This is a genomic window from Streptosporangium sp. NBC_01639, assembly GCF_045209755.1.
Classification (GTDB): domain Bacteria; phylum Actinomycetota; class Actinomycetes; order Streptosporangiales; family Streptosporangiaceae; genus Streptosporangium.
Map to the genome: position 1 here is coordinate 2646807 of NZ_CP109272.1, position 22142 is coordinate 2668948.

At 69.0% G+C, this 22142-nt stretch carries 22 protein-coding genes; 10 read left to right on the forward strand and 12 right to left on the reverse strand.

Annotation, left to right across the window (positions count from 1 at the left end; translation table 11 throughout):
* The first annotated feature begins 37 nt into the window (after window positions 1-37).
* The 7 genes from OHA77_RS11885 (at window position 38) to OHA77_RS11915 (ending at window position 6771) form a co-directional block, all read left to right on the forward strand.
* Entirely contained in the window at window positions 38-1024 is a 987-nt protein-coding gene (locus OHA77_RS11885; protein WP_406318060.1) for an ABC transporter substrate-binding protein, read from the forward strand.
* The gene (locus tag OHA77_RS11890; protein ID WP_406318062.1) at window positions 1021-1794 is read left to right on the forward strand and encodes an ABC transporter permease; all 774 of its coding nucleotides are present in this window, start codon (window positions 1021-1023) and stop codon (window positions 1792-1794) included. The genes OHA77_RS11885 and OHA77_RS11890 overlap by 4 nt, the downstream gene beginning before the upstream one ends.
* The gene (locus tag OHA77_RS11895; RefSeq protein ID WP_406318063.1) at window positions 1791-2582 is read left to right on the forward strand and encodes an ABC transporter permease; all 792 of its coding nucleotides are present in this window, start codon (window positions 1791-1793) and stop codon (window positions 2580-2582) included. The genes OHA77_RS11890 and OHA77_RS11895 overlap by 4 nt, the downstream gene beginning before the upstream one ends.
* Window positions 2583-3076: 494 nt before the next feature.
* The gene (locus OHA77_RS11900) at window positions 3077-4063 is read left to right on the forward strand and encodes an ABC transporter substrate-binding protein (protein ID WP_406318064.1); all 987 of its coding nucleotides are present in this window, start codon (window positions 3077-3079) and stop codon (window positions 4061-4063) included.
* Complete coding sequence (locus OHA77_RS11905; RefSeq protein WP_406318066.1) at window positions 4060-4848, forward strand: ABC transporter permease; 789 nt, start codon at window positions 4060-4062, stop codon at window positions 4846-4848. The genes OHA77_RS11900 and OHA77_RS11905 overlap by 4 nt, the downstream gene beginning before the upstream one ends.
* The gene (locus tag OHA77_RS11910) at window positions 4845-5639 is read left to right on the forward strand and encodes an ABC transporter permease (RefSeq protein ID WP_406318068.1); all 795 of its coding nucleotides are present in this window, start codon (window positions 4845-4847) and stop codon (window positions 5637-5639) included. Before OHA77_RS11905 ends, OHA77_RS11910 begins: the two co-directional genes overlap by 4 nt.
* A 127-nt stretch (window positions 5640-5766) precedes the next feature.
* A complete protein-coding gene (locus tag OHA77_RS11915) occupies window positions 5767-6771 on the forward strand; it encodes a methyltransferase (RefSeq protein WP_326820562.1) in 1005 nt (334 codons plus the stop codon).
* Between the two features lie 148 nt (window positions 6772-6919).
* Here the strand turns inward: OHA77_RS11915 and OHA77_RS11920 are convergent, their stop codons facing one another.
* The 6 genes from OHA77_RS11920 to OHA77_RS11945 all read right to left on the reverse strand — a co-directional run bounded on the left by OHA77_RS11920 (window position 6920) and on the right by OHA77_RS11945 (window position 14075).
* The gene (locus tag OHA77_RS11920; protein ID WP_326820561.1) at window positions 6920-7459 is read right to left on the reverse strand and encodes an ATP/GTP-binding protein; all 540 of its coding nucleotides are present in this window, start codon (window positions 7457-7459) and stop codon (window positions 6920-6922) included.
* Between the two features lie 7 nt (window positions 7460-7466).
* Window positions 7467-7748 (reverse strand): DUF742 domain-containing protein, encoded by a 282-nt coding sequence (locus OHA77_RS11925; protein ID WP_031158898.1) that lies wholly within the window; start codon window positions 7746-7748, stop codon window positions 7467-7469.
* Window positions 7749-7877: 129 nt separating this feature from the next.
* Window positions 7878-8234: a roadblock/LC7 domain-containing protein gene (locus OHA77_RS11930; RefSeq protein ID WP_246467307.1), complete on the reverse strand. Its 357-nt coding sequence runs from the start codon at window positions 8232-8234 to the stop codon at window positions 7878-7880.
* 62 nt (window positions 8235-8296) lie between these two features.
* The gene (locus OHA77_RS11935; RefSeq protein ID WP_406318070.1) at window positions 8297-11242 is read right to left on the reverse strand and encodes a nitrate- and nitrite sensing domain-containing protein; all 2946 of its coding nucleotides are present in this window, start codon (window positions 11240-11242) and stop codon (window positions 8297-8299) included.
* Between the two features lie 120 nt (window positions 11243-11362).
* Window positions 11363-12769: an aminobutyraldehyde dehydrogenase gene (locus OHA77_RS11940; RefSeq protein WP_406318072.1), complete on the reverse strand. Its 1407-nt coding sequence runs from the start codon at window positions 12767-12769 to the stop codon at window positions 11363-11365.
* Window positions 12770-12803: 34 nt separating this feature from the next.
* Complete coding sequence (locus OHA77_RS11945; protein ID WP_406318073.1) at window positions 12804-14075, reverse strand: glycosyltransferase; 1272 nt, start codon at window positions 14073-14075, stop codon at window positions 12804-12806.
* A gap of 126 nt (window positions 14076-14201) precedes the next feature.
* Between OHA77_RS11945 and OHA77_RS11950 the strand changes: the two genes are divergently transcribed.
* Window positions 14202-14810 carry a TetR/AcrR family transcriptional regulator gene (locus OHA77_RS11950; protein ID WP_406318075.1) on the forward strand — a complete coding sequence of 203 codons (609 nt, stop codon included), beginning with the start codon at window positions 14202-14204 and terminating at the stop codon, window positions 14808-14810.
* Here the strand turns inward: OHA77_RS11950 and OHA77_RS11955 are convergent.
* Genes OHA77_RS11955 through OHA77_RS11970 form a run of 4 tightly spaced genes read right to left on the reverse strand, consistent with a single transcriptional unit; the run spans window position 14804 to window position 18699 of the window.
* Window positions 14804-15931, reverse strand: a complete 1128-nt coding sequence (locus OHA77_RS11955) for an ABC transporter ATP-binding protein (RefSeq protein ID WP_406318077.1) — start codon at window positions 15929-15931, stop codon at window positions 14804-14806. The two genes, OHA77_RS11950 and OHA77_RS11955, sit on opposite strands and share 7 nt — an antisense overlap.
* On the reverse strand, window positions 15931-16704 hold the full coding sequence (locus tag OHA77_RS11960) for an ABC transporter permease (RefSeq protein ID WP_406318079.1): 774 nt from the start codon (window positions 16702-16704) through the stop codon (window positions 15931-15933). The genes OHA77_RS11955 and OHA77_RS11960 overlap by 1 nt, the downstream gene beginning before the upstream one ends.
* A complete protein-coding gene (locus tag OHA77_RS11965) occupies window positions 16697-17572 on the reverse strand; it encodes an ABC transporter permease (protein WP_406318081.1) in 876 nt (291 codons plus the stop codon). Before OHA77_RS11965 ends, OHA77_RS11960 begins: the two co-directional genes overlap by 8 nt.
* Complete coding sequence (locus OHA77_RS11970) at window positions 17569-18699, reverse strand: spermidine/putrescine ABC transporter substrate-binding protein (RefSeq protein WP_406318082.1); 1131 nt, start codon at window positions 18697-18699, stop codon at window positions 17569-17571. Before OHA77_RS11970 ends, OHA77_RS11965 begins: the two co-directional genes overlap by 4 nt.
* Before the next feature lie 345 nt (window positions 18700-19044).
* Here OHA77_RS11970 and OHA77_RS11975 point away from each other — a divergent pair, with 345 nt between their 5' ends.
* A complete protein-coding gene (locus tag OHA77_RS11975) occupies window positions 19045-20004 on the forward strand; it encodes a hypothetical protein (RefSeq protein ID WP_326820551.1) in 960 nt (319 codons plus the stop codon).
* A gap of 72 nt (window positions 20005-20076) precedes the next feature.
* Entirely contained in the window at window positions 20077-21081 is a 1005-nt protein-coding gene (locus tag OHA77_RS11980; protein ID WP_326820550.1) for an SIS domain-containing protein, read from the forward strand.
* Window positions 21082-21198: 117 nt separating this feature from the next.
* On the opposite strand, the gene OHA77_RS11985 is transcribed toward OHA77_RS11980, so the two are convergent.
* Both OHA77_RS11985 and OHA77_RS11990 read right to left on the reverse strand, forming a co-directional pair.
* On the reverse strand, window positions 21199-21786 hold the full coding sequence (locus tag OHA77_RS11985; protein WP_326820549.1) for an ATP/GTP-binding protein: 588 nt from the start codon (window positions 21784-21786) through the stop codon (window positions 21199-21201).
* The gene (locus OHA77_RS11990) at window positions 21767-22129 is read right to left on the reverse strand and encodes a DUF742 domain-containing protein (protein WP_326820548.1); all 363 of its coding nucleotides are present in this window, start codon (window positions 22127-22129) and stop codon (window positions 21767-21769) included. The genes OHA77_RS11985 and OHA77_RS11990 overlap by 20 nt, the downstream gene beginning before the upstream one ends.
* Window positions 22130-22142: the final 13 nt, after the last annotated feature.

Genomic DNA, 22142 nt, shown 5'->3' on the forward strand with positions numbered 1-22142 from the left:
GCGGTTTCCTTCAGCTCTCTTCGGCTCAGGAGAATCCATGAGGCTCAGACACCTCGTCCGCAGTTCCCTCATCGGCCTCATGACGGCTCTCACGCTCACCGCCTGTGGCGGTTCGGGCACCGAGGCGGCCAAGCCCGCCGGCCCCGGGGGCCTGGAGAAGACCGAGCTCACCGTCGGTGTCGTCCCGGTGCCCTCGTCCGCCCCCCTCTTCATCGCACAGGAGAAGGGTTTCTTCGAAGCCGAGGGCCTGACCGTCAGGACGGAGACCATCCAGGCGCCCCAGACAGTGATGCCGAAGATCCTCAACGGTGGTATCGACGCGTTCCTGACCAGCTACGTGTCGCTGATCACGATCAGCGACTCCGGCGTGGCCAGACTCAAGATGCTCGCGGAGTCGCAGCAGGGCGCCCCTGGCGTCAACGGGGTCGTCGTCACCAAGGACTCTCCGATCTCCGAACCGAAGGACCTCAAGGGCAAGAAGATCGCGGTGAACGTGCTCAAGGCCCTCGGCGAGGTGACCGTCAGCGCGCAACTGAAGGCCGCGGGCCTGGCCCCGGGTGACGTCACCTTCGTGCCGGTGCCCTTCGCCGAGCAGCTCAACCAGCTCAAGGCCGGCACCGTCGACGCGGCCTGGCTCACCGAGCCCTACATATCCGCCGCGAAGCAGGACCTCGGCGGCCGTCTGCTGATCGACACCCTGTCCGGCCCGACCGAGGGGCTTCCGCTGGACGGCTGGGCGGCCACCGCAGACTGGGTGGCGAAGTATCCCAAGACCGCCGCCGCCTTCCAGCGCGCGATCGGCCGGGCACAGCAGATCGCCGCCTCCGACCGGCAGGAGCTCAACAAGGTCATCCCGGCCTTCACCCGGATTCCCGCCGAGGTCGCCTCGACCATGACCATGGGCACCTTCTCCACCTCGCTCGACCCGGCCCGCATCCAGCGCGTGGCCGATCTGCTGAACGAGTTCCAGATCACCAAGTCGAAGATCGACGCCACCACCCTCGTGGCCGCCACCCCGCGATGACGGCCGGAAGGGCGGTCCGCGGCGTCCTGGGCGTCGCGGGGTTCCTCCTCGTCCTGGAGGTCCTGGGCAGGACCGGGGTCATCGACCCCTATCTGCTCCCGCTCCCCTCCACCGTCCTGGCCGGCACGGCCGGTCTTCTCGCCGACGGGGGTTTCCGCCGCGCGGTCGGTGCCACCCTCTCCTCCTGCGTGATCGGTCTGACGCTGGCCGTCGCGGCAGCAGTGCCGTCCGGCGTGGTGATGGGCACCCTGCCCGGGGTCGAGCGCGCCGTACGGCCGCTGGTGGAGTTTCTGCGACCGATCCCCTCGGTCGCCCTGCTGCCCCTGGCCATGTTCCTGTTCTCCTCCGGAGAGCAGGGGAAGATCGCACTCGTCGTCTACACATCCTGCTGGCCGCTGCTCATCAACACGCTGTACGGCCTGCACGACGTCGACCCGCTCGCCAAGGAGACGCTGCGCGGCTTCGGTTTCGGCCCCTACTCCGTCGTACGGCTGGTGTCGTTGCCGAGTGCGGCGCCGTTCATCGGCACGGGTGTGCGGATCGCGAGCTCGGTCGCCCTCATCGTCGCGGTGAGCGTGGAACTGGTGGCGGGCGGGGAGGGCATCGGCACCTTCGTGACCGGCGCCGCCGCGGGCAACCGTCGCGACTTGATGATCGCGGCCACTCTGTGGACGGGGATGATCGGCCTGGCGGTCAACTCGGTGCTGGCCGGCGCGGAACGGCGGCTCTTCCGCTGGCACCGCGCCCAGGCCGGAGAGGAGGCGACATGAGATCGATCATCTTGCGGATCGCCTGGATGTGGATCGTGCCGACCGCCTTCCTCGCGTGGGAGGCGGTCTCCAGGATGGCCGGGGCCGTCTACTTCCCGCCGCCTTCGGCCATCCTGGTACGCCTGCACGAGCTGTGGTTCTCCGGGCCGCTTCGCCACGCCTTCCTGACCCAGGAGGCACTCGATCATCTACTGCCCAGCCTGGGCCGTCTGGTCCTGGGCTGGGCGGGTGCCTGCGTCGTCGCGATCGCGGCGGGGGTCGCGCTGGGCCGGTCGGCGGTGCTGTGCGACATCGTCAACCCACTGGTCCACTTCTTCCGCTCGGTCCCGCCGCCCCTGCTGATCCCGATCTTCATGACCATGACGGGCGTGGGCACGCCGCTTCAGCTGACGGCCATCGTCTTCGGTGTCTCCTGGCCCGTCCTCCTCAACGCGCTGGACGGCGCCCGCCATGTGGACCGGCGATACCTGGAGGCGGCCCAGGTGTTCGGTGTGTCCAGGATGGAACGGCTGACCCGGGTCATCCTTCCGGCCGCGTCTCCCAAGATCTTCGCCGGACTGAGGATCAGCGTCGCGCTGGCCCTGATCATGATGATCGTCTCGGAGTACGTCGGCAGTACCGAGGGGATCGGTTACCGCATGCTGATCGCCCAGAGCCAGGTGGACGTGCTGTCCATGTGGACCGCGATCGTGCTCCTCGGGTTGCTGGGGCTCGTGCTGAACACCGCTTTCCTCCGCTTCGAGCGGCGCATGCTCGTCTGGCACCGCGGCGCCCGCGGTAACGGCTGACGGCCCGGCGGAACGTACTCCCGCGGCCGGCGATCGGTGATCGGCGGGCGTGGTGCGGGGATCGGCCGTGACGAGGCGAGGGCGACCCCGACGCGGCCAGGGCCGGGGGCACCGCACCACCGGCCGGTGAGTCCATCCAGCAGGATGGAAATCCCCCTTGTCACCAAAGCCGGCATCAGACATGCAGTCGGCCAGCCAATCCTTGCTTGAATCCCCAAACTTCGCAGGAGGGCCGGATGGTTTCCTTCATTGCCACATGCCCGCTCGCTGGACAAAACGGGCGGCAACGATTTATCACCACGGGAGATAGGTAGATATATCCACATACTGGGCTTTTAGAATGATATTTGTAATTTGACCGACTCATTCCGCTACTCTGATCGACGGTCGGCACACCCCCCAAATGGCCGCACCCCTCCCAGGACCGTCTCCATGTCGTCCGACAGCTTTCGCCCGGTCCCGGCGAGGGCGGTCAGACGCACCTAAGGAGACCCATGAGGTTCAGGCTCGCGAGCCGGGCGCTCATCGCGGGAATCGTCGCCACGCTGGCCCTCGGCGCCTGCGGCGGTTCGGACACCGGCACCGGCACCGACGCCGGCGGCGGAGGCGGACTCGAAAAGAGCAAGATCACGATTGGCGCCCTCCCCATTCCCGACTCGGCGGCGCTGTACATCGCCGACAAGCGGGGTTTCTTCCAGAAAGAAGGGCTGACGGTCGAGATTCAGGCCGTCCAGGGCGGTGCGCAGGCGCAGCAGAGCCTTATGGGCGGCTCGCTGGACTTCACGCAGTCCAATTACGTCTCGACCTTCCTCGCGGTGGCCGCGGGAAACAGAATGAAGATCATTGCTGATCTGTATCAGGCGACCCCGAACTCCTTCAATCTCATGGTCTCCGAGAACTCCCCGATCAAAAGCCTGACCGACCTCAGGGGCAAGAAGATCGCGGTGAACAGCCTCAAGAACGTCGGCACCCTGGCGGTGACCTCGGTGCTCAAGACACAGGGGCTGTCGGAGAAGGACGTCCAGTTCCTGGAGTTCCCCTTCCCCGACATGGCGGGCAAGCTGGAGCAGGGCGCGGTCGACGCGGCATGGATGACCGAGCCGCACCTCACCGCGGCGCAGAAGAACATCGGCGCCCGGAAGCTCGCCGACACCATGGCCGGCTCGACCGCCGACCTCCCCATCGCCGGGGTGGTGGCCACCGAGGCGTTCACGGGCAAGAATCCGAAGACGGTGGCCGCCTTCCAGCGGGCACTCGCCCAGGGCCAGCAGATCGCCGCCGCCGACCGCAAGGCGGTCGAGGAGATCCTCCCCACCTACACCAGAATCGACGCGGCCACCGCCGCCGCCATCACGCTCGGCACCTTCCCCACCAGGCTCGACGAGTCCCGCCTGCAGCGAGTGGCCGACCTGATGCTGGATCAGGGCTACCTGAAGAGCAGGATCGAGGCCAAGGTCGTCCTCCCTGGAACCCCCGGGTGATCGGACGACGCCTACTGGACAGCAGACCGCTCTGCGGCGCCCTCGGCGCCGTGGGGCTGTTCTGCGTCCTGGAGGGCGCCGGCCGGACCGGATTGATCAGCCCGGTCGTGTTCCCTCTCGCCTCGACCGTGCTCGGCCGGGCGGCCGAACTCGCGACCGACGGGGACTTTCTCGCCGACATCGCCTCGACGCTCGGCGCGTGGGCCATCGGCCTCCTGCTCACCGTCGTGATCGCCGTGCCCGCCGGGTTCGCGCTCGGCACCCTGCCACGCGTGGAGCGGACGTTCCGCCCCGTCCTGGAGTTCCTGCGCCCGATTCCCTCGGTCGCGCTGATCCCACTCGCGCTGGTCCTGTTCTCCGACAGGTTCGACATGAAGATCACGCTGATCGTCTACGCGGCGAGCTGGCCGGTCCTGATCAACACCATGTACGGCCTCAAGGACGTCGACCCGCTCGCCAAGGAGACGCTTCGCAGCTTCGGGTTCGGTCCGCTGGCCGTACTGTGGCGGGTCTCGCTGCCCAGCACCGCGCCGTTCATCGCCACCGGGATGCGGCTGGCCGCCGCGATCGCGCTCATCGTGGCGGTCAGCGTGGAACTGCTCGCCGGAGGCGCGAGCGGCATCGGGACCTTCGTCATCGAGGCGGGCGGCAGCGCCGACGCGCTGGAGTACATCATCGCCGCCGCGATCTGGGCCGGGGCCGTCGGGGTCGTCAGCAACACGCTGCTCGTGCTGGTGGAGCGGCGGATCTTCCGCTGGCACGTCATCCGGACGGAGGCGGCATGATGATGCGGATCCTGCGCGCCGCAGCCCGCCTGTGGCCGGTGCCGGTCGTGCTGGGGATATGGGAGTTCGCCGCCCGCGCCGCGGGCAACCTGTCCTTCCCCCCTCCGACGGAGATCGCCGGTGGCATGCACAGGATGTGGCTCACCGGTCCTGCCGAGCGGCTGTGGCTCAGCGACGCGGCGCTGACCAACATCCCGGCGAGCGTCGGCCGACTGCTGGCCGGATGGCTGGTGGCGGGAGTGGCCGGAACGGCTCTCGGGATCGCGCTCGGCCGCTCCCCCGTGCTCTTCCGGTTCCTGGACCCCCTCGTCCAGTTCGCCCGCGCCATCCCCCCTCCCATGCTTCTGCCCTTCTTCATGGCCCTGTTCGCCATCGGCACGTGGACGCAGATCAACGTGATCGTGTTCGGCGTCATCTGGCCGATCCTGATCAACACCGCTCAGGGGACCCGGCACGTCGACCGCATGCACCTGGAGACCGCCGAAGTCTTCGGCCTGTCACGAGGGCAGCGGTTACTGCGGGTCATCCTGCCCTCGGCGATGCCGAGCATCTTCGCCGGCCTGCGGGTCAGCCTCTCCCTGGCACTGATCCTGATGGTCATCTCCGAGCTGGTGGGCAGCACCGACGGGATCGGCTTCCAGCTTCTGGACGCCCAGAGGTCCTACGACCTCCCCGGCGTGTGGGGGACCATCGTCGTGATCGGCGTCCTGGGATACGCGTTGAACTCGGCGTTCCTCGCGGCCGAACGGCGCATCCTGTCGTGGCACCGGACCGCCAGGCAGACGACCTGAGGACCTGTCGCGGTCGGCATCCGGCCCCGGCCCGTACCCATGGCGGCGGACCGTCCGCCCCACCGCCCCGCGCGGTGCCGACCTGTCGGCCGCCGGAGGCGGACCGACGAACAGAGAGGATTTTTCGATGAACGACCCGCAGGCACCGGTCTGGGACGCGATCGGCGGGGTCTCCCGCTTCGCCGCCCTGGCCGCCATGGCCGAGCTGGGCTGCGCGGACCACCTGCACGACGGCCCGCTGAGCGCCGAAGATCTCGCGCTGCGCTGCCAGGCCGACCCCTCGGCGCTGCGCAGAGTGCTGCGCCAGCTCGCCTCCATGGGCATGGTGGCGACCACGGCCCCAGGCGTCTACGCGCTGACCGAGGCGGGCGCCACACTGCGCGAGAACGCGCCCGACACGTTGCGCCCCGCCGTACGGATGATCGCCGAGGAGGGTTTCTGGTACGCCATGGGCGCCACCGCCCGGACGGTCCGGACCGGCAGGTCGGCCTTCGACGAGCGCTTCGGCCCGCTGTACGGCTATCTCAGGGACAATCCCGGGGCGGGCCGGCTGTTCGACGACTACATGGCCGCCAGGGCCTGGCCGTTCGCGCGGGCGGTGGCCTCCCGCTGTGACTTCTCCGGCGTGCGGACCCTGGTGGACGTGGCCGGCGGCAAGGGGCACATCCTGGCCTCCGTCCTGGGCTCCCACCCGGAGGTGCGAGGAGTGCTGTTCGACCAGGAGCACGTGATCCCAGGGGCGCGGGAGCTCATGTCCAAGGCCGGTCTCGAAGACCGGTGCGAATTCGTCAGCGGTGACTTCTTCGTCTCCGTGCCCCCCGCGGCGGACGTCTACCTGCTGAGCAGCGTGATCCACAACTGGTCGGACGAGGACGCCGTGCGGATCCTGCGCAACGTCCGGGACGCCATGGCCGAAGCCGGCCGGGTGCTGCTGGTGGAGTTCGTCATGCCGGATGACGACCGTCCCCACCCCAGCAAGGACGTGGACATCCGGATGCTCACCCTGTTCGGTGCGGGGATGGAGCGCAGCGTCTCGGAGTACGGCGAGCTGCTGGCCGAGTCCGGCCTGCGGTTCAACCGCCGGATCGAGTTGGTGGGCGGGGCCTCCGCCGTCGAGGCGCTGCGGGACTGAGCGCCACCCGGCGCGGACGCCCGGCCGGGACCGGCTGCGGCATACCTCGCGTAGCCGGCGGGGTCCGCCGGAGAAGCCGCGGCGTGGGGCCCACCGGCCGAAGGCGAGCCGTACGGCTCGGCGATCGGAGCGGGCCCCACGCCGCGGTTCACACCCGGAGCGTGAGGACGTGCTCGACCAAAGTGATCAAGGTCGACTTCACGGCGTCGCGGGACCGGGCGTCGGTCTGGACGATCGGAATGTGCGGGGAGATCGTCAGAGCCTCCCGCACCTCCTCCGCACCGTGGATGTGCGAGCCGCCGAAGCCGTTGAGGGCCACGACGAACGGCAGTCCGGCCTCTTCGAAGTAGTCGATCGCCGGGAAGCTGTCGGCCAGCCGCCGGGTGTCGACCAGCACGATCGCACCGATCGCGCCCTTCACGAGGTCGTCCCACATGAACCAGAACCGGTGCTGACCCGGCGTACCGAACAGGTACAGGATCAGGTCACGGTCCAGCGAAACCCGACCGAAGTCCATGGCCACCGTGGTGGTCCGCTTGGTCGGGATGTGCGAGAGGTCGTCGACCTCCGCACTGGCCTCTGTCATTACCGCTTCCGTGGTCAGCGGCATGATCTCGGAGACCGCGCCGACGAAGGTCGTCTTGCCGACACCGAATCCGCCGGCAACAACGATCTTCGTCGACGTCAATCCGGCGTCAGAGCCTGCGAAGCCCACTGAGCACCCTTTCAAGCAAGTTGAGATCCGGCTTTCCGGCATCCAGTGACGGCTGGTGGATCTGCACCAGGCCCTCGGCCGCCATGTCCGCGATCAGGACCCGGGTCACGCCCAGCGGCATGCGCAGCAGAGCCGAGAGCTCCGCAACCGAACGCACTTGCTGGGACAACGAGATGATGGCCTGATACTCCGTGGAGAGCGTGCCCGTATCCACGCTCACGAACGTCGCCGAGGAGACCAGCGCCTCGAGTGCGAGCTGCATCCGAGGGGCGGTCCTTCCCCCGGTAACAGCGTAGGGGCGAATCAAACGATCTCGCCCGCTCTTGGCCTGAGACGTGTTCGGGTATTCCTCTCCCGGCCCACGCCATCCCGGTGCGTCCATATCACCTCCCTATCGCTGAGCTGACTGCAGCTCGGCCCTGAGCGCAGGCGTGAGCGCCTGCCCGGCTCGCTCTGCAAGCAGTGTCATCTGGTAGGCCACCAGGCCCATGTCGCAGTCCGGCGAGGCCAGCACGGCGAGCGCGGAACCGTCACTGATCGACATGGTCAGCAGCAGGCCCCGCTGCATCTCGATCACGGTCTGGGCCACGGGGCCGCCCTCGAAGACCCGTGAGGCCCCCTGGGTCAGGCTGATCAGGCCGGCCGTGATCGCGGCGAGCTGGTCGGCGCGGTCCCTCGGGAAGCCCTGCGAGTAGGCCAGTGGAAGACCGTCCGCGGAGACGATCACCGCGTGGGCGACTCCGGGCATCTCCTTGACGAACTCGGTGATCAGCCAATTGAAGCCGCGGGCGGCCTGACTGAGTTGGTGGTTCACTGCTTCTCTCCCTCGGCGGCGTTGGACCGCTCATTCATCTCAGCGCGGCCCTGCCGTACGCCTTGCTGGAAACTGGACAGACGACTGCGTACCCGGTCCGCCGAGATCGGCGGCATCGCGGGCGGCGCCGTCTGCGCCGCTGAGGCGGCCCCGGGGACGAGGTTGGCCTTCGGCACCCGCTTGGGCAGGCCCGCTCCTGTCGTGCCGCCCTCAACGGGCTTCTTGGCCACCTCGGCTGCCGCCCACCCCTGGTCGGAGGGGGTGCTCCACGGCTGCCGCTCGGCGGAGGGGTCCTGCCGGGGCTGCCGGACCGGCAGCGGCGGGGCCTCCGACGCCGGCTGGGGCTCCTGAACCGGCTGGTCCAGCGGCCTGGGCCTGACGGTGTCCAGCGGCTTGGGCCTGGCGGTGGTCTCGGCGGAGTCCGGGGGGCCGGACGAGAACATGGACTCGATGCCGGGCTCGGGCGGGAGTTCGGCGGCGGGGCCGCTGCGGAACCAGTCGGAGCCCACCGCCGCGAAAATCGGCAGGAACTCCTCCGGCTCCGGCTCCGTCGACGACACCTCGACCGCGGGCAGGTTCTGGGTGTTCTCCACCGCCTCCTGCCGCTGGGGCGTCCACGGATCGATCGGCGGGACCTCCGGCCAGGCGGACGGGGCCGACGGCTGCGGAGCCGGTGCCGACTGCGGAGCCGGGGGCGAGGAGGCCGACGTGAACGGCGACGACCACAGGTCCTCCACCGCGGACGCCGACACCACCGGCGCCGACCAGAGATCGGCCGCCGGAGGCGGGACCGGAGCGCTGTGGACCGGGGACGGCCGGCTGGCGGATCCCCAGGCGGAGGCGAACGGGTCCGGGTCCGGCCCGGCACCGAACGGGTCCTGGGACTGCCCGGCACCGAACGGGTCCTGGGACGATCCGGTGCCGAACGAGTCCGTACGGGATCCGATGCCGAGCGCCGCCGCCCCGCCCTGGCCGACCATGGCCGGCTGGGCCTGGGCCACCACCTGCAGCGGGAGCAGCACGACGGCGCTCAGGCCACCGATGTCCGGGCGGCGGAGCTGGACACGGATGCCGTGTCGCATGGCCAGCCGGCCGACCACGAACAGGCCCATCCGGCGGGAGACCGAAAGGTCCACCGCGGGGGGCTCGGCCAGCCTCCGGTTGACCTCGGCCAGCTCCTCGTCGCTCATACCGATGCCCATGTCGGTGACGGCCAGGATGATGGCGCCCGTCTCGTTGCTGTTGCTGGTCACCGTGATCTTGGTGTCCTGCGGCGAGAAGAAGATGGCGTTCTCGACCAGCTCGGCGATCAGGTGGACGATGTCGTTGACGGCCGAACCGATGATCGAGGTGCCGGACTCCACCCGGAGCGACACCCGCTCGTAGTTCTCGACCTCCGACAGCGAGGCGCGCACGACGTCGCTCAGCGGGACCGGCTCGCTCCACCGGCGGCTCTGCTCCTGACCGGCGAGGACCAGGAGGTTCTCGGAGTTGCGGCGCATGCGGGTGGCGAGGTGGTCCAGCTTGAAGAGGCTGGACAGCCGGCCGTCGTCCTGCTCGCCCTGCTCCAGGTCGTCGATGAGGTCGATCTGCCGCTCCACGAGCGACTGGGTGCGCCGGGAGAGGTTGACGAACATGGCGTTGACGTTGTTCCGCAGCCGGGCCTCGTCGCCCGCCAGCCGGATGGCCTCGCGGTGGACCTCGTCGAAGGCCCTGGCCACTTCCCCGATCTCGTCTCGGGAGGCCACCCCGATGGAGGGCACCTCCACGTTCGGCGCGAGGTCGCCGGACTCCCGCAGCACCCGGACGGTCTCCGGCAGGCGGGTGTCGGCCACTTCGAGGGCCTCGCTGCGCAGCCGGCGCAGCGGCCGGACCAGCGTGCCGGCCACCCAGGCGGTGATCAGCAGGATCAGGATCAGCAGGATCAGGATCGCGGCGCCGGAGATGATGGCGCTGCGCTGCTCGTTGCTCTGCATCTCCTGGCTGCGGGCGACCACCGCGGCGCTCAGACCGCGCTCGACGGTCCGCATGGCGTCCACGGTCGCCGTGGAGACGGCGAACCAGCCGTTGATCTCCGTGGCTCTCATCACCGGCAACGGCTTGAACTCGCGCATGAGGGATCTGACCAGGGCGGTCGTCGAGTCGGCCTGGTCGATGTCCGGGCCGCTGACCGCCTGGTCGAAGCGCTTGACGTCACTGGGCGACGCGGTCGCGCGGAAGGAGGCCACCTCGCTGAGCTGGCTCTTGTAGGCACCCAGGAATTCGGCGGGGTCGTCGAAGTCGAACTTGCGCTCCTCCAGGCCGACGAGCAGGATGCCTCGCTGCCTGGCGACCTGCTCCTTGGCCCGGGTCAGCGCGCCGAGCGCGAGCGCGTCACCGATCAGACGCTCGTCGCCGCCGCTGCGGCCCAGGTCGTCGTGCAGGGTGATGAAGTCGTCGATCATCCGCGAGTAGATCCCGAGGGCCGCGCGCGGGAGCACGCTTCCCTCCATGGGCTTGCGCAGACCGGGCAGGCCCTTCAGCCATCTGCTCACCTGGGAGGTCTCGGTGAGGACCCGGGCCGCCTGCTCGGGGTCGAGGCCGTCGATCGACTTCTGCACCTGCGTGCTGATCTGGTTGACCACCTGGCGCTGCTGCTTGACCTTGGCGAACCGGCGAGGACCGCGATGGTCGACGATGTACCAGGCGGTGAGGTCGCGTTCCTCGGCCATCTCGTGGGAGAGGGTGCCGAGCTGCTCGACGAGCGTGGCGACCTCGGTCATCCTGCGGTACTCTCCGGCGCTGGCCAGCGAACTGGTGAGCTGGAGGCCGGTCAACACCATGGCTGCCGCGGTGGGGAGCAGGATCAGCGCGACCAGACGAGGACGGACGCGCCAGTTCGACGGCAGGAGCCGGCTACCGACTCCTGATGCACGGTGGCTCCGGCGGTCTTGTGTCTTCACTGGCCTTAACCCCTCGCCGGGTACGGATGCGGCGAAAGCAATTTGAGCACATCCTTTATGTCACTACGAATGGAGTAAATATTGATATATCCCTACAAAAGGGACAAACAGCTACAAATTTCAGGCTGGCCGGAAAGACGCCCTCGCTTCGGGGGCTTGGTGTTTGATCATCAGATGGCGCGTCACGGAATACTCCTGGACGGCCTCCTGACTCATGTCCTTGCCGAACCCGCTCCCCTTGACCCCGCCGTGCGGAGCCTCCGAGGCGATCGGCAGGTGGTCGTTGACCCAGGTGACGCCCACGTCGAGGCGGTGCGAGACCCGCAACGCCCTCGCCACGTCACCGGACCAGACCGAGGAGGCGAGGCCGTAGGGGGTGTCGTTGGCCAGCCGTACGGCCTCGTCCTCGCCGTCGAACGGCAGGGCGACCAGCACCGGGCCGAACAGCTCTCCCTGAACGATCTCACTGTCCTGGCGGGCGCCGGTGACGAGCGTCGGCGGGTAGTAGAAACCGGGTCCGTCCAGCGGGGCGCCACCGCAGAGCACCGAGGCGCCTGAGGCGACGGCACGCTCGACGTGGCCGTGCACGCGAGCCCGGTGGCCGGCGGAGATCAGCGGGCCGATGTCGGTCGCCGGGTCCCAGGGGTCGCCCACCGTGATCCGCGCCAGCGTCGCGTGCAGCGCCTCGACCGCCTCGCCGTACACCTCACGGGAGATGTAGACGCGGGTCGCGGCCGTGCAGTCCTGGCCGGTGTTGTAGGTCGCGCCCATCGCCACCCCCCTGGCCATCTCGGCCAGGTCGGCGTCGCCGAAGACGAGCGCCGGAGCCTTGCCGCCGAGTTCCAGGTGCACCCTCTTCAGCGATCCGGCGGCGCCGCGCATGACGGCTCGGCCCGTTTCGGTGGAGCCGGTGACGCTCACCATGTCCACACCCGGGTCGGTGACCAGCGCCTCCCCCACCTCGGCGTCACCCAGGACCACCTGGAGCAGGCCCTCGGGCGCCCCCGCCCCGGCGAACAGCTCGGCCAGCCGGAGCGTGGTGCCCGGCGTCTGCGGGGCGGGCTTGATGACCACCGCGTTGCCGGCGGCGAGTGCGGGGCCGAGCTTCCAGACCGCCATCACGAGCGGGAAGTTCCACGGGGCGATCGAACCGACCACGCCGACCGGGCGGCGGACCAGCACCGAGGTGTAGCCGGAGCTGAGCACCCCTGCCCCGGTGCCGTCCAGCGAGCGGGCCGCCCCGGCGAAGAAACGGAGGTTGTCGGCCGCGAACGGCAGCTCGCCGTCACGGAACACCGTCGCGGGCTTGCCGGTCTCGGCGACCTCCAGCCGGGTGAGCTCCTCGGCGTCCGCCTCGACGAGGTCGGCGAAGCGCAGCAGCACCCTGGCCCGTTCGGCGGGGGTCACCCCGCTCCACTCCTCGTACGCCGCCCGTGCCCGCCGTACGGCGGCCGCCACCTCGGCTACCGGGGTGTCCGGTACCTCGCGCAGCGACCCGCCGTCTGCCGGGTTGATCAACTTACCCATGGAACGTCCCTTGTGGTGATGGTGCCGGGAGCTTTCAGGCGCCGGCCTGCTCGATGAGGTCGGCCGCCTTGCGCAGGCCGTCCCGGCGGCGGATCTCCTCGCCGGCGGCGGCCAGCCGCTCGCGGAGTCCCGCGTCGCCGAGCAGACGCTCCAGTGCACCGGTCAGCTCGGCGTCGGCGAAGGTGTAGGTGGCCAGGCGGACGCCGTAGCCCAGCTCGTGGATCCGCTGCGCGTTGTCGTACTGGTCCCAGAACAGGGGCAGCAGGATCATCGGCTTGCCGAAGTGCAGCGCCTCGGTGGTGGTGTTGTTGCCGCCGTGCGTGATCACCAGGTCGACCATGGGGATGATCTTTGTCTGCGGGACGAACTCGGCGCCCCACATGTTGTCGGCGAGCTTGATCTCCTCATGCAGGGGGCCCTTGGAGACGATGAAGCGGTGCGGGGTGGTGCCCAGCACGTCGATGACCCGCTGCATCAGCTCCACGTCAGCCGAACCGAGTGAACCGAGCGAGAAGTAGACCAGCGCGCCGTCCCGCTCGGCGAGCGAGGCGGGCAGCTCGAAGCCGCCGTCGGTCTCACGGACCGAGGAGTCCAGGCGGTGCCAGGAGCCGTCCAGCGGCCGGGCGTCGACGTAGTCGGCGATCTCGGGGAAGACGTAGAGGTTGAGATCCCCCTCGTGGATGAAGTCGAGGTCCGGCAGCGGCGAGGCCCCCTGGGCGACGACCCACTCGTTGAAGGCGGTCCAGATCTCCCGGTGAGTCCGGTCGTACTCGGCGCGGAAGGCGTCCCACTCGGACCGGTCGTCGGCCGGCAGCCCGGAGAAGACCGGTGCGACGCCCGCACCGCGCACCTCCAGCGGGTTGCAGGAGACGATGCGGACGAAGGGCTTCCCGGCGGTGAGCAACGCCGGGAAGGTGATGACGTTGTCCTCGACGATCACATCGGGCCGGACCCGATCGATAATCGCCTTCAACTGCGGTTCGCAGTACTTCACACCATCGATGAGCGCATCCCAGATCGGTTTGGTCACCGTCTCAAGCTGGGCCGCGGTCGACTTCCGGTATTCCGGAGCGGTATCCCGGATGAAGTCCTTCCAGAACTGCCCCGCGTCCTGCTCCTCTTCCGAGGGCGGTGCGAGATCGACGAGGTCCTCTTCGAATCCGAGAGCCTCCAGTTTCCCCTTCCAGGAGGCCTCAGCTGCGAAAACAACCCGGTGGCCACGCTTGAGGAGAATGTCACCGATACCGATGCAGTTGTTCGTCGGCCCGTAGGCACTCTCCGGCATGAACAGGACCGTGAGCGACATCACGCCTCCAGTTGAGAGGGAATTCCGGTTTTGAAGAATGGTTCAATTCTTAGATCTAGCTAAAAGGGCGGAAAGGGGTCACTATGGACCCCGGCACAGCGCCTGGTTTTCAACGAGCGGGGGATTATGACACGCAAGGGGCGGGCAGATCGTCGCCTGGATCTCATTGCAGCCGCGCACCGGGCGATCATCCGGCACGGCACCGAGGGGGTTCACCTCAACCACGTCGCCGAGGAGGCCGGCCTGACCTCCGGCGCCGTCCTCTACCACTACCCCAACCTGAGCGAGCTGCTGGTGGACGCCCACCACGCCGGGATGGAACGCTTCTACGAGCAGCGTCTCAAGCGGATCAGCGGCGTGCGCGAGCCCGCCGAGAAGCTCGTCATGATGATCCACTCGGGCCTGCCGCACGGGCCGGACGACCCGGACGTGCGGCTGCTCAACGAGCTCGGCGGCGCCGCCGCCCGGAACAGGATGTACGCCCTCCTGCTCACCACGCTCTACGACCGGCAGGTCTCCATGTACCAGAGCGTCCTGGAGACCGGGGCCGCTCTCGGGGCCTTCACGCTGACCGGCGACTCCCTCGTCGTCGCGCGCAACCTGGTCGCGCTCGAGGATGCGTACGGCTACCGCATAACGGCCCGCCACCCGGTGATCGGCCCGCAGGAGGCGGCGGAACTCATCCTGGCCTACGCCAGGACCGCCACGGGTAACCCGCTCAAGACGTCTCATTGAGGGATCAGCACCCCGTCCTCGGCATCCCAGGTGAGGGCGACCGAGGAGCCCGCCTGAACCTGGGTGGCCCCCTGCGTGGCCACCAGGATCGGCGTCCGACGCCCGTCCACCTGGACCGAGACGTGTGAGATGCCGCCGTAGAAGCTGACGTCGGCGACCTTCGCCCGCAGCACACCCCGACCGGCCACCGTGTCCCGACCCGTGTCCGTGTCCGTATTCGTGTCCTGGTCCTGGTCCTGGTCCTGGTCCGTGTCCGTGTCCGTGTCCTGGTCCTGGTCCTGGTCCAGCAGCCTGAGCCGCTCCGGCCGTACGGCGAGCAGCGCGGGCGTGCCCTCCGCCAGATCGGCATGGCCGGGCAGCAGACCCAGCTCGTGGCTGTCCAGACCGCCCGCGCACGCCTTGCCCTCGAAGAGGTTGTTGGCGCCCACGAAGTCGGCGACGAACGGCGTGCCGGGCCGCTCGTACAGCGCCACCGGCTCGTCCACCTGCTCCACCCGGCCCGCGTTGAAGACCGCGATCCGGTCGGCCAGCGACATGGCCTCCTCCTGATCGTGGGTGACCACGACGAAGGTGATGCCGACCTCGTTCTGGAGTCGCTTCAGCTCCAGCTGCATCTCCGCGCGGACCTTCTTGTCCAGCGCGGACAGCGGCTCGTCCAGCAGCAGCAGGCGCGGCCGCTTCACGATCGCACGCGCCAGCGCGACCCGCTGCCGCTGGCCGCCGGAGAGCTGCTGCGGCTTACGCCCGGCCATCGCGGCCAGGCCGACCTTCTCCAGGACCTCGCCGACCCGCTCACGGATCTCGGCCTTGGGCAGCTTCTCCCGCTCCAGTCCGTAGGCGACGTTCTTGGCCACACTCATGTGCGGGAACAGCGCGTAGGACTGGAACATGAGGTTGACCGGGCGGCGGTGCGCGGCCTGGCCGAGCAGGTCGTCGCCGTCGAGCGTGACGGTGCCCGAGTCGGGGTCCTCGAAGCCCGCCAGGATGCGCAGGAGGGTGGTCTTGCCGCAGCCGCTGGGACCCAGCAGCGCGAAGAACTCCCCCTGCCTGATGTCCAGGGAGACGTCCGAGAGGGCCGTGACGTCGCCGAACCGGCGGCTGACACCTGTGATCTTCAGCATTAGGACAGCGACTCCGTCAGTCGGGTCACCCGCTGGGCCACGATCACCACGGTGAAGCTCACGGCCAGCAGCAGCGTCGCCAGCGCGTTGATCTCCGGGGTGACCCCGAAGCGGACCATTGAGTAGATGACGATGGGCAGGGTGGGGGTGGTCGGTGCCGCGGTGAAGAACGCGATCACGAACTCGTCGATGGAGAGCGTGAACGCCAGCAGGGCGCCCGCCGTGATACCCGGCATGAGCTGGGGCAGCGTGATGCGCACGAACGTGGTGACCGGTGTCCCGCCCAGGTCCCTCGACGCCTCCTCCAGGGAGGTGTCGGTGTGGGTGAGCCGGGTGCGGACCACCGCCGTCACGAACGCCATGCCGAACACCGTGTGGGCCAGCAGCACCGAGTGCAGGCCGAGGGTCATCTTGACCGAGGAGTAGAACACCAGCAGGCCGATGGCCAGCACCAGGTCGGGCAGGATGGCCGGCAGCACGCCGAGCCCGTCCAGCAGCCGCGACCTGCTGTGCCGGGCCAGGCCCACCGCCAGCAGGGTGCCCAGCACGGTGGCCAGCACCGTGGACCCGACGGCCACGATCAGCGTGTTGACCAGGCCTTCCCGGACGGTGGCGTTCCCGGCGAGCTTGCCGTACCACTTCAGGCTGAGGCCCTCGAAGTTGTAGGGCGACTTGCCCGCGTTGAACGACATGACGACCAGCACCACGATGGGTGTGTACAGGAACACGTAGGTCGCCCAGAAGGGGACGTACAACAGGCGCGGTTTACGCACGACGAGCACTCCATGCCTGCAGGAGCAGCAGGACGATCAGTACGGCGATCAGCGCCATCGCGAGGGTGGCTCCGAACGGCCAGTCGCGGGCGGTGAGGAACTGGTCCCTGATCAGGTTGCCGACCATGATCGAGCGTCCGCCGCCGAGCAGTTCGGGGATGACGAAGTTGCCGAAGCTCGGCACGAAGACGAACATGCATCCGGTGATCACACCGGGCAGGGTCAGCGGCAGCGTCACCGAGACGAAGGTGCGGGCGGGCTTCGCGCCGAGGTTGGCCGAGGCCTCGCGGAGCTGCGGGTCCAGCTTCTCGATCGCCGCGTACAGCGGGAGCACCATCAGCGGCAGGTAGGAGTAGATCAGGCCGGTGACGATCGCGCCGTCGTTGTAGAGGAACTCGAACGGCCCCAGGCCCAGCTTGCCCAGCAGCGTGTTGACCAGCCCGGGGCCGCTGAGCAGGACGATCCAGGCATAGATGCGGATCAGGAAGTTCGTCCAGAAGGGCAGCACGATCGCGATCAGCGCGATCGTCTTCCACTTGGCGGGCAGCCGGGCGATGAGGTAGGCCGTCGGATAACCGAAGAGCAGGGCGATCAGTGTGGCGGCCGCGGCCAGCTTCAGCGAGCCGAGCACGACGTCGAGATAGAGCGGGTCGACCAGCCGGGTGAAGTTCTCCCCGGTCAACTCGTAGATGACACCGCCGAAACGGCCCCTGCGGAAGAACGCGTAGCTGAGGACCAGGGCCAGCGGGATCAGCAGGAGCACGATCAGGTAGGCCAGGCCTGGGCCGAGGAAGACCAGTCGTCCGAGCACACGCGACCGGCGCGACCGCGAGATCGCGGTCGCGCCGGAGACGGTGGAACGGGTCACTTCGCGGCCTTGACCTCGGTCGCCAGCCGGGTGAACTTGATGGAGTCCTCACCCACGTCGATGATGGACTCGCCCTTGAGCAGCTCCGACGGGGTCATCTGCAGCGGCGCGTTCTCCTCCTTGAGCTTGGCGGGGAGGGCGTCCATGGCGGCCTTGTTGGGGACCTTGTAGAGGATGTTCTCCGCGGCCCAGCTGTGGATCTTCGGGTCCAGGATGAAGTTGATGAACGCGTGCGCGGCTTCCTTGTTCTTGGAGCTCTTGAGCACGACCATCGTGTCCACCCAGAGGTCGCTGCCCTCCTTCGGCACCACGAACTTGATGTTCTTCTCGGTGGTCGGGCACCAGCCGTCCCACGCCTCGGCCATCACGGCCTCACCGGACTTGAGACGGTCGCCGAAGGTGACGTCGTCGTAGCCCAGCAGTTTCGGCTTGGCCTCGATCAGCTTCGCCCTGATCGCGGTGATGTCCTCGTCGCTCTTGGTGTTGACCGACTTGCCGAGCGCCTTGGCGGCGGGCAGGGCCAGCCAGCGCTCGGTGGTCATCATGGTGACCTTCTTCTTCGCGTCGGCCGGCGGGTCGAGAATGTCGTTCCAGCTGGTCGGCGCCGTCTTCACCAGGTCGGTGCGGTAGCAGATGCCGGTGGTGCCCCAGGTGTAGGGGACCGAGAAGACGTTCCCCTTGTCGTAGGAGAGCTCCTTGGCCTCGGGGTAGAGGTTGGCCAGATTGGGGATCAGCTCGGGGTGGATCGGCTCCAGCAGCCCGGCCTCGTTGAGGGCCTGGGCGTACTGGCCGGAGACGAAGGCCACGTCCAGCCCGATGTCGGCGCCGGCGGTCAGCTTGCCCATGATGATCTCGTTGGTGTCGTGCAGGCTGACCTTGAGCTCGGTCTTGAGCGTCTCCTTCACCCTCTTGGGCAGGTCCTCGGGGGTGTAGCCCGGCCAGACCGAGATGGAGATGCTCTGCTTGGACAGGTCCATGTTGGGGTCGAGCTGCGCGGACGAGGCGCTCGCGGCCGGGGCGGCGGCGGTGGTGTCGGTGGACCCTCCGCCACAGGCCGATACGGCGATGGCAAGACCGGCGACCAGGACGGCAGCCGGAAGACGACGGGTGTACCGGATACGGGACACGGCCGCTGCTCCTTTAAATTTCAAGTGTAATTGGGGTAGACCGGCCGTAACGGACACGGCAGACCAAAGCAGGAGTGTTGCAGCCCAGAATAACTTGGGCAAGACTTTGCCCGGACGTTACCCTGCGAAAGTTTGGTTTGCCCGTTGAATCCGTATTCAATATGGGATCAGCTCGGTACCGTGCCGAGTCCTGGCGACGGTCGAACCGGCGCGCTGGTCGCTGCTCTGAGCTGCGATGTTCCGGACCCGTTCACGGTCCGCCGCTTCCACCCGCTCCCTGGCACATCGGCCTCCGTATTTTCAACCGATGTTCAACTGTTACCGGCCGCCGGAGCCGGGTCTCCGGTGCCCGAACGGGGCTTCGACGTGGACCAGACCAACAGGTCGGTGGTGGTCGGCGAGAGCGTGGTCGTCAAATGGCTCACTCCACCGGCACCGCTCCCCCAGCCGACCCCGGACGTGTTCGCCCACCTGACCTCGGTCGGCTTCACCGCCACCGCCACGCCGTACGCGGCCGTGTCCCGCCGCGACGACGACGGCGGTGAGCTGCTGCTCGCCCTGGTCACCGCCTATCTGCCGGATGCCGGGGACGGCTGGGAGTGGTGCGTCGACGAGGCCGTCTCCGGCGGGATCGGCTTCGCCGCCGACCTGGGCGCCCTGGCCGCTGACCTGCACGCCGCGCTGGCCACCCCGTCCACGACCTTCCCCGACCCGGTACGGCGGGTGCCCGCCGTACCGGAGGCGGGGGTGACCGCCTGGTCCGTCCGCGCCGGGGCCGCGCTGGACGAGGCGCTCGCGCTGACCGACGGCGAGGACGGCGACTGGCTCGCGGCCCACGCCGACGCGCTCCGCGCCGAGCTCACCCCGCTGACCTGGTCGGCCGCCACCCCGCTGATCCGCATCCACGGCGACCTGCATGTGGGCCAGATACTCCGCTGGCGGGACGGCTACGCGGTGATCGACTTCGACGGCAATCCGACGGTCACCGGCGCCGACCCCTTCCAGCCCGCCGCCCGCGACCTCGCCCAGCTGACCACCAGCCTCGAACACGTCGGCCAGGTCGCCGTCAGGCGCCGTGACGCCCATCCCGTGGTGATCGCCGCGTGGACCGCCGCCGCCCGCGACGCCCTGGAGTCCGCCTATCTCGCCCGCCTCGACGGGCACGGCCACGCCGCCCTGCTGGATCGTTCCCTGGTCCGCCCGTTCGAGATCGAGCAGGAGTGCCGGGAGCTCGTCTACGCCGCCCGCCATCTCCCCCGCTGGCGTTACGCCCCCATGGGCGTCCTCCGGTCCTGGTACCGGTAGCCGCCCCGTCCCGGCGGCCATGCCCGCATCGCCAGCCGATCCCCGTACCGCCGACCGAATCAAGGAGAGACAGTGGACCCCGAGCTGTACCTCGCAGACCTGGAGGCCAAGCCGTCCGCGCTGGCCGGACTGGCGAGCGCCCTGACGACAGCCGACCCGTTCGACGAAATCCCGGCCGGGATCCGGCGGGTGGTCTTCCTCGGCATGGGCAGTTCCCGATACGCCGCCGGGGTCGCCGCGCTGCGGCTGAGGGCGGTGGGCGTCGACGCGGTCGCCGAGTACGCCTCGGCCGGCATCTCCTCCCCGGCGTCGCCCGACACCCTGGTCGTCGCGGTCTCCGCCACCGGCGGCAGCCGGGAGACCCTCGACGCGGTCGCCCCCCACCATGGCCGCTCCTTCGTGCTGGCGCTGACCAACCAGCCCGGCTCGGCGATCACCGAGGGTGCCGACCTGGTGGTGCCGATGCTCGCCGGCGAGGAGCGCGGCGGCGTGTCCTGCCGGACCTTCCAGCACACCGTCGGCCTGCTCCTGGCCCTGCGGAACCGCCTCACCGGCGCGGGCGGCGCGTCCGGCGTCCCCGGCACCGCCCTGGACGAGCCCGGCCTGGACGTGCCCCGCCTGCTCCACCGTACGGCCGAGGCCACCGCCGACCTGCTGGAGCGCCGGGGCCAGTGGCTGGAGGAGGCGATGGCCCTGCTCGACGGTCCGGCCGGGGTCTACACGATCGCTCCCGCCGAACGCCTGTCCTCGGCCCAGCAGTCGGCCCTGATGTTCCGTGAGGGCCCCCGCCGTGCCGCCGACGCCTGCGAGACCGGCGACTGGTCCCATGTGGACGTCTACCTGACCAAGACCCTCGACTATCGCGCCATCCTGTTCCCCGGTTCCCGTTACGACGGTCAGGCGATGGACTGGATCAGCGAGCGCGGCTCCACCGTGCTCACCGTCGGCGGCGAACTGCCGGGCGCCCGAGCCGCCGTCCGCTACCTCCACGACGACGATCCCGGGGTCGCCCTGCTCACCGAGACCCTGGTCGCCGAACTCGTCGCCGCGCAGTGGTGGCTGGCCCAGCGGTCCTGAGAGCCGAAGCCGTCCCGGGCGCGCGCCCGCGCGCCCTGCACTCTCACCTTGGCCGGATTGCCCGCCGGGGTCGGCCGCCCGTCGCGCCCCCGTCTCGACGAGACGCGGGGCAGCGGCTCAGACCGACGTCCCGTAGGCCGACCGGACCCGCAGAACGTGCTCGACCAGCGTGATCAGCGTGCTCTTGACGGAGTCACGGGAACGGGCGTCGGTGCGCACGATGGGCACATGGGGTGCGAGGGCCAGGGCCTCCCGCACCTCCTCCTCCGTGTGGTGGAACTGCCCGTCCCAGCCGTTGACGCCGACCACGAAGGGGAGCTTGGCCTCCTCGAAGTAGTCGATCGCGGGGAAGCCGTCGGCCAGGCGCCGGGTGTCGATCAGGACGACCGCGCCGATCGCGCCCTTCACGAGGTCGTCCCACATGAACCAGAACCGGTGCTGACCCGGCGTACCGAACAGGTACAGGATCAGGTCACGGTCCAGTGAGAGACGGCCGAAGTCCATCGCGACCGTGGTCGTCGCCTTGTTCGGGGTGAGGCCGAGGTCGTCGATGCCGGCGCTGGCGTCGGTCATCACCGCCTCCGTGGTCAGCGGGAGGATCTCCGACACGGCGCCCACGAACGTGGTCTTGCCGACGCCGAACCCACCCGCGACGACGATCTTCGTCGACGTCAGGCCGGCATGGTTAGAGTCTGCGAAGTCCACTGAGCACCCTTTCGAGCATGTTGAGATCCGGTTGCCCCTGGTCGAGGCGTGGCTGGTGGAGACGGACGAGCCCCTCGTCCGCCATGTCCGCCACCAGCACGCGGGCCACGCCGAGCGGGACCCTCAGCAGCGCCGAGATCTCGGCGACCGACCGGAACGCGCGGCAGAGCCTGATGATGGCATCCTGCTCGGGGGTGAGCAAAGCCAACTCCTCATCCATGATGAACGAGGAGGAGACCAGGGTCTCCATCGCCAGGTGATACCGGGGCTCGGAACGGCCACCGGTTACTGCATACGGACGGAACAGGGGCTCGTCGTCCCCGGTTCCGTCATGCCCGAGCACGTCCCTCTCCCGT